Here is a 15,624-nt window from a genome sequence, read left to right on the forward strand (position 1 = left end):
CACAGCGATGTTCCGCCGCGCATTCTGGTTCACCACCGGCGCCGCCGCCGGCGTGTGGGCCACCAACAAGGTCCACCGCAAGCTGCGCAAGCTCCAGCCCGACAGCCTCGCCGCACAGGCCGCGGACAAGGCCGTCGAGACCGGACACCGGCTGCGCCAATTTGCATTGGACGTACGCACCGGAATGGCGGACCGTGAAGAGCAGCTGCACGACGCCCTGGGGCTCGGTGAGCCGAACGGGGTGCGCGAGCTGCCGGCGCCGCGCCGTGCGGTGCTCGAACCGCAGTACCGAACCACGAGAACAACCGGACACACCGGTCTGACCGGACCGACTGGAAAAGAGGACCACTGATGGAGTCGGCTGAAATCCGCCGCCGCTGGCTGCGCTTCTTCGAGGAGCGCGGGCACACCGTCGTGCCGTCGGCGTCGCTCATCGCGGACGACCCGACGCTGCTGCTCGTCAACGCGGGCATGGTCCCCTTCAAGCCGTACTTCCTCGGTGAGGTCAAGCCGCCCGCCCCGCGCGCCACCAGCGTGCAGAAGTGCGTCCGTACGCCGGACATCGAAGAGGTCGGCAAGACCACCCGGCACGGCACGTTCTTCCAGATGTGCGGCAACTTCTCCTTCGGCGACTACTTCAAGGAAGGCGCCATCAAGTACGCCTGGGAGCTGCTGACCGGCTCCCAGGCCGACGGCGCCTACGGCCTCGACCCGGAAAAGCTCTGGATCACCGTCTACCTGGACGACGACGAGGCCGAGCGCATCTGGCACGAGGTCATCGGGGTGCCCAAGGAGCGCATCCAGCGCCTGGGCAAGAAGGAGAACTACTGGTCCATGGGCGTCCCGGGCCCCTGCGGCCCGTGCTCCGAGATCAACTACGACCGCGGTCCGGAGTTCGGTGTCGAGGGCGGCCCGGCCGTCAACGACGAGCGGTATGTGGAGATCTGGAACCTGGTCTTCATGCAGTACGAGCGGGGCGCGGGCACCGGCAAGGAGGACTTCGAGATCCTCGGCGACCTGCCCAGCAAGAACATCGACACCGGCCTCGGCCTCGAGCGCCTGGCGATGATCCTCCAGGACGTCCCGAACATGTACGAGACGGACACCCTGCGCGTCGTCATCGACAAGGCCACCGAGCTCTCCGGGGTGCGCTACGGCGACTCCGACGCCACCGATGTCTCGCTCCGCGTCGTCGCCGACCACATCCGTACGTCCACGATGCTCATCGGCGACGGCGTCACCCCCGGCAACGAGGGCCGTGGCTACGTCCTGCGCCGCATCATGCGCCGCGCCATCCGCAACATGCGGCTGCTCGGCGCGAGCGGGCTGGTCATCGGTGAGCTGCTGGACGTGGTCATCAAGACCATGGGCCAGCAGTACCCGGAGCTGCTGGAGGACCGCCGCCGGATCGAGACGGTCGCCCTCGCCGAGGAGGCCGCCTTCGTCAAGACGCTGAAGGCCGGCACCAACATCCTCGACACCGCCGTCACGGACACCAAGGCCGCCGGCTCCGCGGTGCTGCCCGGCGACAAGGCGTTCCTGCTCCACGACACCTGGGGCTTCCCGATCGACCTCACCCTCGAAATGGCCGCCGAGCAGGGCCTTTCGGTGGACGAGGACGGCTTCCGCCGCCTGATGAAGGAACAGCGGGACCGCGCCAAGGCCGACGCCCAGGCCAAGAAGAGCGGCCACGCCGACCTGTCCGCCTACCGTGAGGTCGCCGACAAGTCCGGCAGCACGGAGTTCACCGGCTACAGCGCCACCGAGGGCGAGTCCGCCATCGTCGGCCTCCTGGTCAACGGCGCCCCGGCCCCCGCCGCCCACGAGGGCGACGAGGTCGAGGTCGTCCTGGACCGCACCCCCTTCTACGCCGAGGGCGGCGGCCAGCTCGCCGACACCGGCCGGATCAAGCTGGACTCCGGCGCCGTCGTAGAGGTCCGTGACGTCCAGCAGCCGGTGCCCGGTGTGACGGTCCACAAGGGCGTCGTCCAGGTCGGCGAGGTGGTGCTCGGCTCGGCCGCGTACGCCACCATCGACGTCAGCCGCCGGCGCGCCATCGCCCGTGCCCACAGCGCCACCCACCTCACCCACCAGGCGCTGCGCGACGCCCTCGGCCCGACGGCCGCGCAGGCCGGCTCGGAGAACTCCCCGGGCCGCTTCCGCTTCGACTTCGGCTCGCCGGCCGCCGTGCCCGGCACGGTGCTGACCGACGTCGAGCAGAAGATCAACGACGTCCTCGCCCGTGAGCTCGATGTGCACGCCGAGGTCATGAGCATGGAGGACGCCAAGAAGCAGGGCGCCATCGCCGAATTCGGTGAGAAGTACGGCGACCGTGTCCGGGTCGTCACCATCGGCGACTTCTCCAAGGAGCTGTGCGGCGGAACCCACGTCCACAACACCGCTCAGCTGGGCCTGGTGAAGCTGCTCGGCGAGTCGTCCATCGGCTCCGGTGTGCGCCGGGTCGAGGCCCTGGTCGGCGTGGACGCCTACCGGTTCCTGGCCCGCGAGCACACCGTCGTCTCCCAGCTCACCGAGCTGGTCAAGGGCCGCCCCGAGGAGCTGCCCGAGAAGATCTCCGGTGTCCTGGCCAAGCTGAAGGACGCCGAGAAGGAGATCGAGAAGTTCCGCGCCGAGAAGGTGCTCCAGGCCGCCGCCGGGCTGGCCGAGGGCGCCAAGGACGTCCGCGGTGTCGCCCTCGCCTCCGGCCAGGTCCCGGACGGCACCTCCGCCGACGACCTGCGCAAGCTCGTCCTCGACGTGCGCGGCCGGATCCAGGGCGACCGCCCCGCCGTGGTGGCCCTGTTCTCCGTCGCCAACGGTCGCCCGGTGACGGTCATCGCCACCAACGAGGCCGCCCGCGAGCGCGGCATCAAGGCCGGTGACCTGGTCCGTACGGCCGCCAAGACGCTCGGCGGCGGTGGCGGCGGCAAGCCGGACGTCGCCCAGGGCGGCGGTCAGAACCCCGCCGCGGTGCCCGAGGCCATCGAGGCCGTCGAGCGCCTCGTCGCCGAGGCGGCCTGACGCGCGTGAGTGAGATGCGACGCGGCCGGCGTATCGCCGTGGATGTCGGGGATGCCCGTATCGGGGTCGCCTCGTGCGACCCCGACGGGGTCCTCGCCACCCCCGTCGAGACCGTGCCGGGACGTGACGTTCCGTCAGCACATCGTCGGCTCAGGGCGATCGTCGAGGAGTACGAGCCGCTCGAAGTCGTGGTCGGCCTGCCCCGCTCCCTCAGTGGGGGAGAGGGGCCGGCCGCGGCCAAGGTCCGGGCCTTCGCCCAGGAGATGGCCCGGAACATCGCCCCCGTAGGGGTCCGGCTGGTCGACGAGCGGATGTCGACGGTCACCGCCACCCAGGGCCTGCGGGCCTCCGGGGTCCGGAGCAAGAAGGGCCGCTCGGTGGTCGACCAGGCCGCCGCGGTGGTGATCCTTCAGAGCGCGCTGGAGACCGAACGCGTCTCCGGGGAACCTCCGGGCGAGAGCGTCGAAGTGGTCATCTGATCGCGGTACGGTAACGTTCCGCGCGATGTGCGGCGTTCGAACAGCCGCGCGTGCAAGTAGAGGCGGACCGGGTTTCAGCAAGCGCACTGCCAGGCCGGAGTGCACCGCCTCTCGGCTCTAGGGGATCGATGACCGAGTATGGCCGGGGCTATGGCTCCGAACCGTGGCATCCCGAGGACCCGCTCTACGGAGACGGTTCCTCCAGAGGTCAGGAGCAGCAGCCTCAGTGGGACGGACAGCAGGCCCACCGGTATCCCCAGCAGCAGGCTGACCCGTATGCCCAGCAGCACTACAACGGCGGGTGGGACGGGACGCAGGGCGGGCAGGTGCCCTACGACCCGTACGACCCCTACGGGCAGCAGCCGTCGGCCGACCCGTACGGCGGGGCGAGCCCCGACTACTACGCGGCACCCGAGAGCTATCCGCCGCAGCCCCGGCAGCAGGCCCAGCAGGGAATGCAGGCCCAGCAGGGAATGCAGGCCCAGCACCCCCAGCAGGAGATGCAGCAGCAACAGCAGTACCAGCAGCCGCCGCACCCCCAGCAGCGGGAGCCCTACTACGACGAGGGCACCGCGGCCGGCGACGACTGGCGGGCCGAGCCGGAGCCGCGCGAGCCGGAGCCGGAGCACGCGTTCTTCGCGGACCACGGCGATGACGACGACCGCGACGACCACGACCCGCGCGAGGAGGGCCGCGGCGGCCGCGAGCGCCGCGGCAAGAAGAACAAGAAGAACAAACGGCACAGCGGCCGGACCTGCCTGGTCGTCACGGTGTTCTTCGCCGGAGCCGTCGGCGTCGTCGGCTATTTCGGCTATGACTTCATCATGAGCCACTTCGGTTCGGCCCCCGACTACGAGGGCGAAGGAACCGGCGAGGTCCAGGTCGACGTCCCGGAGGACTCCACGATCCTTCAGATGGGTCTGGCCCTCAAGAAGGCCGGCGTGGTCAAGAGCGCCGACGCGTTCTCCGAGGCGGCCGTCGACAGCAAGAAGGACAAAATCCTTCAGCCCGGGACATATTCCCTGCGCAAGCACATGTCCGCGGCCTCGGCCGTCGAGCTGATGGTGGACCCCAAGAGCCGCAACGGCCTCACGATCCGTGAAGGGCTGCGCTCCGGCGACGTCTACAAACTCATCGACAAAAAGCTCCACCTCAAGACCGGCACGACCAAGGGCATCGCCAAGACCGAGACCAAGAACCTCGGCCTGCCCTCGTGGGCCAACAACTCCGCGAAGATAAAGGACCCGCTGGAGGGGTTCCTTTATCCGTCGACGTATAGCGTGGGGGAGAACACGAAGCCGGCGGCGGTCCTGAAGCAGATGGTGGCGCGGGCGAATCAGGTCTATGGGAAGTACGACCTGGAGGGGAATGCGCGGAAGCTGCACCTCGATTCGCCGACGCAGCTGCTCACCGTTGCCAGCCTCACGCAGGCCGAGGGCAAGTACAAGCACGACTTCGACCGGGTCGCACGGGTCGTTTACAACCGTCTCAAGCCGAACAACACCGAGACCTACGGTCTGCTCGATTTCGACTCGACGGTGAACTACGCCAGGTCCCAGAGCACGCTCGACACCGGATCCGTCGACGACCTGCGGAACTTCAACGATCCCTACAACACCTACAAGTTCAAGGGACTGCCGCCGGGGCCGATCGGTAACCCGGGTGAAGAGGCGCTGAAGTCGGCGATCCACCCGACCAAGGGCAACTGGTACTACTTCGTCTCGATCAATCCGGAAAAGACGCTGTTCGCCGAGACGAACGAAGAGCACGAACGCAACCGCCGCATTTACCTCAAGGAACAAGAGAAAGCCAAGCAATGAGCACCACCCGTCGGGCTGCGGTACTCGGCTCCCCGATCGCCCACTCCCTCTCCCCGGTTCTGCACCGTGCCGCGTATGCGGAACTGGGGCTGGAGAACTGGGCGTACGACCGCTATGAGGTCGACGAGGCGGCATTGCCCGGTTTTCTTGAGAAGCTCGGCCCCGAGTGGGCGGGTCTGTCGCTGACCATGCCGCTCAAGCGCGTGGTCATTCCGCTGCTCGACGAGGTCAGTGAGGTCGCGGCGTCCGTTGAGGCCGTCAATACGGTGGTCTTCACCGAGGGCGGCCGGAGCGTGGGCGACAACACCGACATCCCCGGCATGCTCGCCGCGCTGCGTGAGCGCGGGGTGGAGCAGATCGAGCGGGCGTCGGTCCTGGGGGCCGGGGCCACCGCCTCCTCCGCGCTCGCCGCGCTCGCCCGGATCTGCACCGGCGAGGTCACCGCGTACGTCCGCAGCGCGGCGCGCGCCGACGAGATGCGCGGCTGGGGCGAGCGGCTCGGGGTCACGGTCCGCACCGCCGCCTGGGAGGACGCCGCCGCGGCCTTCGAGGCGCCGTTGACCATCGCCACCACCCCGGCGGGGACCACCGACGCGCTCGCCGCCGCGGTCCCCGACCGGCCCGGCACGCTCTTCGACGTCCTCTACGAGCCCTGGCCGACGGCGCTGGCCACGGCCTGGTCCGACCGCGGCGGCGCCGTGGTCGGCGGCCTCGACCTCCTGGTCCACCAGGCCGTGCTCCAGGTGGAGCGGATGACGGGGTGCTCCCCGGCGCCGCTGGCCGCGATGCGCACGGCGGGCGAGGCGGCGCTCACCGCCCGCTGACCCTCCGCACCGGGCCCTTCCGCCCGGTCCGTCCCGTACGTCCCCGCGCGCCCGGTCCGCACCCTGGACTGGGCGCCGGTCGTCCCGCGCGACGTGGGAGGATCGGGGAGAGACCGTACGCGGATGAGCAGTACATGAGGAGCACCGTTGAGCAGGTTGCGCTGGCTGACGGCGGGGGAGTCGCACGGCCCCGCACTCGTGGCGACGCTGGAGGGCCTTCCGGCCGGCGTGCCGATCACCACGGAGATGGTGGCGGACGCGCTGGCCCGGCGCCGGCTCGGCTATGGCCGCGGTGCCCGGATGAAGTTCGAGCAGGACGAGGTCACCTTCCTGGGCGGGGTGCGGCACGGTCTGTCGATGGGCTCGCCGGTGGCGATCATGGTCGGCAACACCGAGTGGCCCAAGTGGGAGCAGGTGATGGCGGCCGACCCGGTGGACCCGGAGGAGCTCGCCGCGCTGGCCCGTAACGCGCCGCTGACCCGTCCCCGCCCCGGCCACGCCGACCTCGCCGGTATGCAGAAGTACGGCTTCGACGAGGCCCGCCCGGTCCTGGAGCGCGCCTCCGCCCGCGAGACCGCCGCCCGGGTCGCCCTCGGCACGGTCGCCCGTTCCTTCCTCAAGGAGACGGCCGGCATCGAGATCGTCTCGCACGTCGTCGAGCTGGCCGCGGCCAAGGCCCCGTACGGCGTGTACCCCCGGCCCTCCGACGTCGAGAAGCTGGACGCCGACCCGGTGCGCTGCCTGGACGCGGACGCGAGCAAGGCGATGGTCGCCGAGATCGACCAGGCCCACAAGGACGGCGACACCCTCGGCGGAGTCGTCGAGGTGCTGGCCTACGGCGTGCCGGTGGGCCTCGGCTCGCACGTCCACTGGGACCGCCGTCTGGACGCCCGGCTGGCTGCCGCCCTCATGGGCATCCAGGCCATCAAGGGCGTCGAGGTCGGCGACGGCTTCGACCTGGCGCGGGTGCCGGGCTCGAAGGCGCACGACGAGATCGTCTCCACCGATGACGGGATCAAGCGCAGCTCGGGCCGCTCCGGCGGCACCGAGGGCGGGCTGACCACCGGCGAGCTGCTGCGGGTGCGCGCCGCGATGAAGCCGATCGCCACGGTGCCGAAGGCGCTGGCGACCATCGATGTGACCACCGGTGAGGCGGCCAAGGCGCACCACCAGCGCTCGGACGTCTGTGCCGTGCCGGCCGCCGGCATCGTCGCCGAGGCGATGGTGGCGCTGGTGCTGGCGGACGCCGTGGTGGAGAAGTTCGGCGGCGACAGCGTGCCGGAGACCCGCCGCAACGTGCGGAACTTCCTCGACAACCTGGCGATCAAATGACGTCCCCGGTCGTCGTGCTGATCGGCCCGCCCGGGGCCGGTAAGTCGACGGTGGGTGCACTGCTGGCCGAGCGGCTGGGCGTCGGCTACCGGGACACCGACGCCGATGTCGTCGCCACGGCCGGCCGGCCGATCGCCGAGATCTTCATCGACCAGGGCGAGCCGCACTTCCGCGAGCTGGAACGGGCCGCGGTGCGGGAGGCGCTCGACGGCCACCCGGGCGTGCTCTCGCTCGGCGGCGGCGCGATCCTCGACGAGGGCACCCGCAAGCTGCTGACCGGACTCCCGGTGGTCTTCCTGGACGTCGAACTCGCGGACGCCGTCAAGCGGGTGGGCCTGGACGCGCCCCGCCCGCTGCTGGCCGTCAATCCGCGCAAGCAGTGGCGGGAGCTGATGGAGCGCCGCCGCCCGCTGTACACCGAGGTCGCGCGCGCCGTGATCGCCACGGGGGAGCGGACCCCCGAGCAGGTCGTCGAGGCGATCGTGGACGCGCTGGAGCTACGCCAGGCCGGGGGAGACGCCCCGCAGGCCGCCCACAGGGAGGAACAGGCATGACGGAGCAGGCCACCCGGATCCAGGTCGGCGGCACGGCGGGCACCGATCCGTATGAGGTGCTCGTCGGGCGGCAGCTGCTCGGTGAACTCCCCGGCCTGATCGGCGGGTGTCACAGCGGCGCGGAGCGCCTCGACCCGGGGCGGCGGCGGGCGACGGGCGGGCGGGTCGCGGTGCTGCACCCGGAGGCGCTGGCCGCCACCGGAGAGGCGCTGCGCGAGGATCTGGCCTCCCAGGGCTACGAGGCGATCGCCATCCAGCTGCCGAACGCCGAGGAGTCCAAGACCGCCGAGGTCGCGGCCTACTGCTGGAAGGCGCTCGGCCAGTCCGGCTTCACCCGCAGCGATGTGATCGTCGGCGTCGGCGGCGGGGCCACCACCGACCTGGCCGGATTCGTCGCGGCGACCTGGCTGCGCGGGGTGCGCTGGATCGCCGTACCGACCACCGTGCTCGGCATGGTGGACGCGGCGGTCGGCGGCAAGACCGGCATCAACACCGCCGAGGGCAAGAATCTCGTCGGCGCCTTCCACCCGCCGGCCGGGGTGCTCTGCGACCTGGCCGCGCTGGACTCGCTGCCGGTCAACGACTACGTCTCCGGTCTGGCCGAGGTCATCAAGGCCGGTTTCATCGCCGACCCGGCGATCCTCGACCTGATCGAGTCGGACCCGGAGGCCGCCAAGCGCCCGGACGGTGCGCACACCGCCGAGCTGATCGAGCGGGCGATCCGGGTCAAGGCCGAGGTGGTCTCCGCGGACCTCAAGGAGTCCGGACTGCGGGAGATCCTCAACTACGGCCACACCCTCGCGCACGCCATCGAGAAGAACGAGCGCTACAACTGGCGGCACGGCGCGGCCGTCTCCGTCGGCATGGTCTTCGCCGCCGAACTCGGCCGGATCGCCGGCCGCCTGGATGACGCCACCGCCGACCGGCACCGCGCCGTCCTGGAGTCCGTCGGGCTGCCGCTGACCTACCGGGGCGACCAGTGGCCCAAGCTGCTGGAGACCATGAAGGTCGACAAGAAGTCCCGCGGTGACCGGCTGCGCTTCATCGTCCTGGACGGCCTCGCCAAGCCGACCGTCCTGGAGGGCCCGGACCCGGCCATGCTGCTCGCCGCACACGCCGAGATCGCAGCGTGAGCGGCATGAGCGGCAAGGGCGGCAGGACCCGCCGGGTGCTCGTCCTCAACGGGCCCAACCTCGGCCGGCTGGGCTCCCGTGAGCCCGATGTCTACGGCGCCACCTCCTACACCGGGCTGGTCGAGGAGTGCACCAGGCTCGGCAAGGAGCTGGGGTTCGAGGCCGAGGTCCGGGAGACCAACGACGAGGGCGAGATGATCCGCTGGCTGCACGAGGCCGCCGACGGATCGATTCCGGTCATCATCAACCCCGGTGCCTTCACGCACTATTCGTACGGCATGCGGGACGCGGCGGCCCAGCGCACCGCCCCGCTGATCGAGGTGCACATCTCCAACCCGTACGCCCGCGAGGAGTTCCGCCACAATTCGGTCATCGCGGCCATCGCCAGCGGTACGGTCGCCGGCTTCGGCATCGGCTCCTACCGGCTCGCGCTCCGCGCGCTGGCCGAGGAACTGCGGGACTGACGCCCTCGGGCACGTACGGCGCCCCCGGCCGTTCCCGCAGCGAGCGGCGGGGGCAGGAGACCCACCGGCCGTGTCCGGGAGGGTACCGTTCGCAGCAGCACCACCCACGCCGACGGCTGTGGGGCACAACGGCCCCTCCGGGCCGGTGGGTTACCGCACGGGGCACCGGGCACCGAGCCCGGTGTCCGGGCGCCACCCGGCGTGAGCCGGGAGCACCGCACCACGTCGACCGCACGAGACGGAGAGCCACCGGATGCACTACGCAGTGGGGGCTCCGCTGCCACCGCCCCGCGGGCAGGCATCAGGACCCGGGGCATCCATGCACTGGACGCCCCACCCAGGAGGGCACACACCGGCAGGGCCCACACCGGGCGGGCACCATCCGCCCGCCGCGCCGCCGGCCCCTTCGCCCCCGCCGCAGGCCCCCGCCGCTCCGCCGCCGCCCGCGCAGCAGCCCGCCCCCGCCGCCGGCCAGGGCTGGCACGGGACCGCACCCCAGCAGGCCCCGCCCACCCCGCACAGCACGGACATCACCGGCCATGTGCCGCTGCCCCCGGGCGCCCCGGTGCCGCTGCCCAGCCCGCCCACCGATGCCGCCGCGCCGGACGCAAGCCAGGCGGCCGTCGCGGTGCTGCTCATCGGCCCGGCCGGGGCCGGCAAGACCAGCGTGGCGCGCCACTGGGCCGACACCCGGCGGGTGCCGACCGCGCACATCAGCCTCGACGATGTCCGCGAATGGGTCCGCTCGGGCTTCGCCGACCCGCAGTCCGGCTGGAACGACCACTCCGAGGCGCAGTACCGCCTCGCCCGCCGCACCTGCGGCTTCGCGGCCCGCAACTTCCTCGCCAACGGCATCTCCTGCATCCTCGACGACGCCGTCTTCCCCGACCGGCCGGTCGTCGGCCTCGGCGGCTGGAAGCGGCATGTTGGACCCGGACTGCTGCCGATCGTGCTGCTGCCCGGCCTGGAGATCGTGCTGGAGCGCAATGCCCGGCGCAGCGGCAACCGCCGGCTCTCCGACGAAGAGGTGGCCAGGATCCACGGGCGGATGGCCGGCTGGTACGGCTCCGGTCTGCCGATCATCGACAATTCCCAGCACGACGTCGCCACGACGGTGCGGGTGCTGGACGACGTCGTCGCCCGCAGCATCGCCAGCCCGCCCAACTGGTAGGACGGCACCGGTCCCCCGGGCGGCCCCGCTCGACCGGCCGCCTCGGGGGAGTCGCCGTACGCTCGTGATATGTCCGAGTTGTACGCGGCCCGACGCACGCGTCTGCGCGGCCGCGTAGCCGGGGCCGGAAGCGCCGGCGCACTGGTCTCGCGCCCCGCGAACGTCCGCTACCTCACCGGCTGTGCCCCGCCGGGCGCCGCGCTGCTGCTGGGACCGGCCGACGATGTGCTGCTCTGCGGCAGCCCGCTGAGCGGTGATCCCTCCGAGGGGCGCCCGGCCGAGGACGTCCGGGTCTCGGTGCTGCCGACCCGTGGTGGCGACCCGGTCGTGGCGGGCGCCGACCTGGCCGAGAAGGCCGGCGCGGAGGTCCTGGCCGTGGAGGAACACCACCTCACCGTGACCCGGCACCGGGCGCTCTCCCAGGTCGCGCCCCGGCTGCGGCTGACGGATCTGGCCTGCGCGGTCGAGGCGCAGCGGCTGGTCAAGGACGACGACGAGATCGCCTGTCTGCGGATCGCCGCGGAGATCGCCGACCAGGCCCTGGGGGAGCTCCTGGAATCGATCCTGGTCGGCCGCACCGAGCGGCATCTCGCGCTGGAACTGGAGCGCCGGCTGGTCGACCACGGCGCGGACGGCCCGGCCTTCCCCACCTCCGTCGCGACCGGCCCGAACGCCGGCCGCCCCGGGCATCTGCCCACCGACCGGCGGGTCGAGGAGGGCGACTTCCTCAGCGTCGGGCTGGGCGCCAATTACCGCGGCTACCGTTGCGAGATCGGCCGGACCTTCGTCATCGGCACCACGCCCTCGGACTGGCAGATCGAGCTGTACGATCTCGTTTTCGCAGCCCAGCGCGCCGGACGCGAGGCGCTCGCGCCGGGTGTGGAGTGCCGCGAGGTGGACCGGGTGACCCGTCATGTCCTGGATGCCGCGGGGTACGGGGAGCGGCTCGGACCGTGGACCGGGCACGGTGTCGGACTCGAAATCGATGAGGACCCTCAGTTGTCCCCTGCCGCCATGGGTAAACTGGACGCTTGCGTGCCGGTCACCGTCGAGCCGGGGGTTCACATCCCGGGCCGTGGGGGTGTCCGGATCGACGACACACTCGTCGTCCGCCCCGAGGCGGACGGCGGGCCCGAGCTACTCACGATCACGACCAAGGAGCTGCTCGCACTCTGAGCCGTAGGGCTTCGGCGTGCGCCGCTCCGGGGTCCCACCACCTGCAGTCCAGGAGATTCCGCAACCGTGGCATCCACGAACGACCTCAAGAACGGCATGGTGCTCAAGCTCGAAGGCGGCCAGCTCTGGTCCGTCGTCGAGTTCCAGCACGTCAAGCCCGGCAAGGGCCCCGCCTTTGTCCGCACGAAGCTCAAGAACGTGCTGTCCGGCAAGGTGGTGGACAAGACCTTCAACGCCGGCGTGAAGGTCGAGACGGCCACCGTCGACAAGCGCGGAATGCAGTTCTCGTACATGGACGGCGACTACTTCGTCTTCATGGACATGGACACCTACGACCAGCTGCACGTCGACCGCAAGTCGGTCGGTGACGCCGCGAACTACCTCATCGAGGGCTTCGAGGCGGTCGTGGCGCAGCACGAGGGCGAGGTGCTCTACGTCGAGCTCCCCGCCGCGGTCGAGCTGACCATCAAGCACACCGAGCCCGGTGTGCAGGGCGACCGCTCCACCGGCGGCTCCAAGCCCGCCGAGCTGGAGACCGGCTACTCCATCCAGGTGCCGCTCTTCATCACCACCGGTGAGAAGATCAAGGTCGACACCCGCACGGGCGACTACCTCGGCCGGGTGAACAGCTAACCGTGGCTGCCCGCACCAAGGCCCGTAAGCGCGCCTTCCAGATACTCTTCGAGGCCGACCAGCGCGGTGCCGATGTGCAGTCCGTGCTCGCGGACTGGATGCGGCACGCCCGGACCGATCCGCGCCAGCCGCCGGTGAACGAATACACCCTGGAGCTGGTCGAGGGATACGCGGACCATGTCACCCGCATCGACGAGCTGATCTCCACCTACGCGGTCGACTGGGACCTGGACCGGATGCCGGCGGCCGACCGCAGCATCCTGCGGCTCGGTGCCTACGAACTGCTCTGGGTGGACGACACGCCGGACGCGGTGGCGATCGACGAAGCCGTGCAGCTCGCCAAGGAGTTCTCCACGGACGACTCCCCGGCCTTCGTCAACGGCCTCCTCGGCCGGCTCAAGGAGCTGAAGCCGAGCCTGCGGCGCGAGGCGTAGCAGGCGGTCGGCAGAGCGTGCGAACGGGCCCGGAGCGAAGGGCAAGGCTCCGGGCCCTTCGCATGCCCGCAGAACGCCGTCAGCGGCCTCGTGGGGGGGTGCCTCGCGGGGAACCGGCACGTCCCGGAGCGCCCCGGAACGCAGAACCGCCGCCCCGGAAGCCCGGAGCGGCGGTACGTTTCTGCGGTGCGAGGGGTCAGAGCTCCTCGTGTGACACGGCGCGGCGTGCGTCGGCGTCGAGCACGCCCCAGCTGATCAGCTGCTCGGTCAGCACCGAGGGCGACTGGTCGTAGATGACCGCGAGGGTGCGCAGGTCGTCCTGGCGGATCGAGAGGACCTTGCCGTTGTAGTCACCGCGCTGGCTCTGGATGGTGGCGGCGTAGCGCTGAAGCGGGCCGGCCTTCTCCTGCGGGACATGGGCGAGGCGCTCGAGGTCGAGCACCAGCTTCGGCGGCGGCTCGGCCGCTCCGCCCGGTGTCGTGCCCGGCAGCAGTTCCTGCACCGGGACGCCGTAGAAGTCCGCCAGCTCGGCAAGGCGCTGTACGGTCACGGCGCGGTCGCCGCGCTCGTACGAACCCACCACCACGGCCTTCCAGCGGCCCTGGGACTTCTCCTCGACGCCATGGAGAGAAAGGCCCTGCTGGGTGCGGATGGCGCGGAGCTTGGCCCCGAGCTGTTTGGCGTATTCGCTGGACATAAAACTCCCCAGACGGCTCTATCGACATGCGGCTCCGCCGCGGGCTGGTAACTCACTGTGAGGTTACGCAGCGTAATCTGACTTCGTCAAGCGGAACGGGGTAGACCCTCACCCGTCAGGGGTGCCGACGGGCCGTGGCGGGCCCCCTGGTAGCCTTGGGCGCGTAATTCCGACGTCCTTTAAGGTCCGTCCCGTGAGGCGGAGAAGGAGGTCCGTTTCGTATGGACGCAAGCAATCCCGACACGAGGGTTCAGCTCCCCGCGCGGCCGGTGCTCGAAGGCCCGGACATCGCGCGCATGCTCACCCGTATCGCCCACGAGATCGTCGAGCGCGCCAAGGGCGCGGACGATGTGGTGCTCCTGGGGATTCCCACCCGCGGCGTCTTCCTCGCCCGGCGACTGGCCGAGAAGCTCGAAGAGATCACCGGCCGTACGGTCCCGGTCGGCTCGCTCGACATCACGATGTACCGCGACGACCTGCGTCTGGGCCCCGCCCGCACGCTCGCCCGCACGGACATCCCCGCCGACGGCATCGAGGGCCGGGTCGTCCTCCTCGTCGACGACGTCCTCTTCTCCGGGCGCACGATCCGCGCCGCGCTGGACGCGCTGGGCGACATCGGCCGGCCGCGCGCCGTGCAGCTGGCGGTCCTCGTCGACCGGGGCCACCGCGAACTGCCGATCCGCGCCGACTACGTGGGCAAGAACCTCCCCACGTCGCTGCGGGAGACGGTCAAGGTCCAGCTCACCGAGGAGGACGGCCGGGACGCCGTGCTGCTCGGCGTGAAGCACACCGCCCCGGCCGGCGAGCGATAGCGCACCGCACACGGACCCGGTGACCCCGGGCCCGCAGGCATGCCCGCTCAACGGACATTCCCGTACACCTCCTTCACCCACGGAGAACACCGGATGAAGCGTCACCTCATCTCGGCCGCCGACCTCACGCGCGACGACGCCGTCCTGATCCTCGACACCGCCGAGGAGATGGCCCGGGTCGCCGACCGGCCGATCAAGAAGCTCCCCACCCTGCGGGGACGCACGGTCTGCAATCTCTTCTTCGAGGACTCCACCCGGACCCGGATCTCCTTCGAGGCCGCCGAGAAGCGGCTCTCCGCGGACGTCATCAACTTCGCCGCCAAGGGGTCCAGCGTCTCCAAGGGAGAGTCCCTCAAGGACACCGCCCAGACCCTGGAGGCGATGGGCGTCGACGCCGTCGTCATACGGCACGGCGCCTCCGGCGCCCCCTACCGGCTCGCCAACTCCGGCTGGATCGACGCTCCCGTCATCAACGCCGGCGACGGCACCCACCAGCACCCCACCCAGGCCCTGCTCGACGCCTTCACCATGCGGCGCCGGCTGACCGGCCCGGACGCCGGGCTCGGCCAGGATCTGAGCGGGCGGCGCATCACCCTCGTCGGTGACGTGCTCCACAGCCGCGTCGCGCGCTCGAACGTCGACCTCCTGCACACCCTCGGCGCCGAGGTCACCCTCGTCGCCCCGCCCACCCTGGTGCCGGTCGGCGTCGAGACCTGGCCGTGCGAGGTGTCCTACGACCTCGACCGCGTCCTGCCGAAGACCGACGCCGTGATGATGCTGCGGGTGCAGCGCGAGCGGATGAACGCTGCCTTCTTCCCGACCGAGCGGGAGTACTCGCGCCGCTACGGCCTGGACGGCGAGCGGATGGCGCGGATGCCCGAGCACGCCCTCGTGATGCACCCCGGCCCGATGGTCCGCGGCATGGAGATCACCGCCGAGGTCGCCGACTCCGACCGCTGCACGGTCGTCGAGCAGGTGGCCAACGGCGTCTCCGTCCGCATGGCCGTCCTGTATCTGCTGCTCGGCGGCAACGAGCCCGCCGTCACCCACACCCGTACCGAGGAGAAGTAAGAC

At 71.0% G+C, this 15,624-nt stretch carries 16 protein-coding genes; 15 read left to right on the forward strand and 1 reads right to left on the reverse strand.

All coding sequences use genetic code 11. The annotated features are described in order from the left end of the window. Window positions 1-7: 7 nt before the first annotated feature. The 13 genes from ACFWJW_RS19950 to nusB all read left to right on the forward strand — a co-directional run bounded on the left by ACFWJW_RS19950 (window position 8) and on the right by nusB (window position 13,041). Window positions 8-352, forward strand: coding sequence for a DUF6167 family protein (locus ACFWJW_RS19950; RefSeq protein WP_387242773.1), 345 nt, complete (start codon window positions 8-10; stop codon window positions 350-352). Further along, complete coding sequence (gene alaS / locus ACFWJW_RS19955) at window positions 352-3,021, forward strand: alanine--tRNA ligase (protein WP_387242776.1); 2,670 nt, start codon at window positions 352-354, stop codon at window positions 3,019-3,021. The genes ACFWJW_RS19950 and alaS overlap by 1 nt, the downstream gene beginning before the upstream one ends. Window positions 3,022-3,035: 14 nt before the next feature. Continuing rightward, window positions 3,036-3,500, forward strand: coding sequence for a Holliday junction resolvase RuvX (gene ruvX / locus ACFWJW_RS19960; protein ID WP_387242986.1), 465 nt, complete (start codon window positions 3,036-3,038; stop codon window positions 3,498-3,500). Window positions 3,501-3,628: 128 nt separating this feature from the next. Then, window positions 3,629-5,320 carry an endolytic transglycosylase MltG gene (gene mltG, locus ACFWJW_RS19965; protein ID WP_387242779.1) on the forward strand — a complete coding sequence of 564 codons (1,692 nt, stop codon included), beginning with the start codon at window positions 3,629-3,631 and terminating at the stop codon, window positions 5,318-5,320. Next, entirely contained in the window at window positions 5,317-6,144 is an 828-nt protein-coding gene (locus ACFWJW_RS19970; protein WP_387242782.1) for a shikimate dehydrogenase, read from the forward strand. The genes mltG and ACFWJW_RS19970 overlap by 4 nt, the downstream gene beginning before the upstream one ends. Before the next feature lie 147 nt (window positions 6,145-6,291). After that, the gene (gene aroC, locus ACFWJW_RS19975) at window positions 6,292-7,476 is read left to right on the forward strand and encodes a chorismate synthase (protein WP_387242785.1); all 1,185 of its coding nucleotides are present in this window, start codon (window positions 6,292-6,294) and stop codon (window positions 7,474-7,476) included. After that, the gene (locus tag ACFWJW_RS19980; RefSeq protein WP_387242788.1) at window positions 7,473-8,030 is read left to right on the forward strand and encodes a shikimate kinase; all 558 of its coding nucleotides are present in this window, start codon (window positions 7,473-7,475) and stop codon (window positions 8,028-8,030) included. The genes aroC and ACFWJW_RS19980 overlap by 4 nt, the downstream gene beginning before the upstream one ends. Continuing rightward, the gene (gene aroB, locus ACFWJW_RS19985) at window positions 8,027-9,163 is read left to right on the forward strand and encodes a 3-dehydroquinate synthase (protein ID WP_387242791.1); all 1,137 of its coding nucleotides are present in this window, start codon (window positions 8,027-8,029) and stop codon (window positions 9,161-9,163) included. The genes ACFWJW_RS19980 and aroB overlap by 4 nt, the downstream gene beginning before the upstream one ends. 5 nt (window positions 9,164-9,168) lie before the next feature. Then, window positions 9,169-9,627 carry a type II 3-dehydroquinate dehydratase gene (gene aroQ / locus ACFWJW_RS19990; RefSeq protein ID WP_387242794.1) on the forward strand — a complete coding sequence of 153 codons (459 nt, stop codon included), beginning with the start codon at window positions 9,169-9,171 and terminating at the stop codon, window positions 9,625-9,627. A 253-nt stretch (window positions 9,628-9,880) separates the two neighbouring features. Further along, window positions 9,881-10,798, forward strand: a complete 918-nt coding sequence (locus ACFWJW_RS19995) for a Pro-rich N-terminal domain-containing protein (protein ID WP_387242797.1) — start codon at window positions 9,881-9,883, stop codon at window positions 10,796-10,798. A 69-nt stretch (window positions 10,799-10,867) separates the two neighbouring features. Further along, the gene (locus ACFWJW_RS20000; protein WP_387242800.1) at window positions 10,868-11,974 is read left to right on the forward strand and encodes an aminopeptidase P family protein; all 1,107 of its coding nucleotides are present in this window, start codon (window positions 10,868-10,870) and stop codon (window positions 11,972-11,974) included. 66 nt (window positions 11,975-12,040) lie between these two features. Beyond that, a complete protein-coding gene (gene efp / locus ACFWJW_RS20005; protein WP_127149914.1) occupies window positions 12,041-12,607 on the forward strand; it encodes an elongation factor P in 567 nt (188 codons plus the stop codon). 2 nt (window positions 12,608-12,609) lie between these two features. Beyond that, on the forward strand, window positions 12,610-13,041 hold the full coding sequence (nusB, locus tag ACFWJW_RS20010; protein ID WP_042156860.1) for a transcription antitermination factor NusB: 432 nt from the start codon (window positions 12,610-12,612) through the stop codon (window positions 13,039-13,041). Window positions 13,042-13,237: 196 nt separating this feature from the next. On the opposite strand, the gene bldD is transcribed toward nusB, so the two are convergent. Then, on the reverse strand, window positions 13,238-13,738 hold the full coding sequence (gene bldD, locus ACFWJW_RS20015; protein WP_018087605.1) for a transcriptional regulator BldD: 501 nt from the start codon (window positions 13,736-13,738) through the stop codon (window positions 13,238-13,240). Between the two features lie 221 nt (window positions 13,739-13,959). On the opposite strand from bldD, the gene pyrR reads away from it, so the two are divergent. Both pyrR and ACFWJW_RS20025 read left to right on the forward strand, forming a co-directional pair. After that, entirely contained in the window at window positions 13,960-14,550 is a 591-nt protein-coding gene (gene pyrR / locus ACFWJW_RS20020; protein ID WP_387242805.1) for a bifunctional pyr operon transcriptional regulator/uracil phosphoribosyltransferase PyrR, read from the forward strand. A 93-nt stretch (window positions 14,551-14,643) separates the two neighbouring features. Next, window positions 14,644-15,621 (forward strand): aspartate carbamoyltransferase catalytic subunit, encoded by a 978-nt coding sequence (locus ACFWJW_RS20025; protein ID WP_387242808.1) that lies wholly within the window; start codon window positions 14,644-14,646, stop codon window positions 15,619-15,621. The last annotated feature ends 3 nt before the right edge of the window (window positions 15,622-15,624 follow it).

Origin of the sequence: Streptomyces sp. NPDC127097 (assembly GCF_042724075.1) — a bacterium.
Taxonomy (GTDB): Bacteria; Actinomycetota; Actinomycetes; order Streptomycetales; family Streptomycetaceae; genus Streptomyces.

Excerpts from the sequence above, each read along its gene's own strand:
- ACFWJW_RS19950 (WP_387242773.1), top strand. The coding sequence starts at position 8 with ATGTTCCGCCGCGCATTCTGGTTCACCACCGGCGCCGCCGCCGGCGTG.
- alaS (WP_387242776.1), top strand. The coding sequence starts at position 352 with ATGGAGTCGGCTGAAATCCGCCGCCGCTGGCTGCGCTTCTTCGAGGAG.
- ruvX (WP_387242986.1), top strand. The coding sequence starts at position 3,036 with ATGCGACGCGGCCGGCGTATCGCCGTGGATGTCGGGGATGCCCGTATC.
- mltG (WP_387242779.1), top strand. The coding sequence starts at position 3,629 with ATGACCGAGTATGGCCGGGGCTATGGCTCCGAACCGTGGCATCCCGAG.
- ACFWJW_RS19970 (WP_387242782.1), top strand. The coding sequence starts at position 5,317 with ATGAGCACCACCCGTCGGGCTGCGGTACTCGGCTCCCCGATCGCCCAC.
- ACFWJW_RS19980 (WP_387242788.1), top strand. The coding sequence starts at position 7,473 with ATGACGTCCCCGGTCGTCGTGCTGATCGGCCCGCCCGGGGCCGGTAAG.
- aroB (WP_387242791.1), top strand. The coding sequence starts at position 8,027 with ATGACGGAGCAGGCCACCCGGATCCAGGTCGGCGGCACGGCGGGCACC.
- aroQ (WP_387242794.1), top strand. The coding sequence starts at position 9,169 with ATGAGCGGCAAGGGCGGCAGGACCCGCCGGGTGCTCGTCCTCAACGGG.
- ACFWJW_RS19995 (WP_387242797.1), top strand. The coding sequence starts at position 9,881 with ATGCACTACGCAGTGGGGGCTCCGCTGCCACCGCCCCGCGGGCAGGCA.
- ACFWJW_RS20000 (WP_387242800.1), top strand. The coding sequence starts at position 10,868 with ATGTCCGAGTTGTACGCGGCCCGACGCACGCGTCTGCGCGGCCGCGTA.
- bldD (WP_018087605.1), bottom strand. The coding sequence starts at position 13,738 with ATGTCCAGCGAATACGCCAAACAGCTCGGGGCCAAGCTCCGCGCCATC.
- pyrR (WP_387242805.1), top strand. The coding sequence starts at position 13,960 with ATGGACGCAAGCAATCCCGACACGAGGGTTCAGCTCCCCGCGCGGCCG.
- ACFWJW_RS20025 (WP_387242808.1), top strand. The coding sequence starts at position 14,644 with ATGAAGCGTCACCTCATCTCGGCCGCCGACCTCACGCGCGACGACGCC.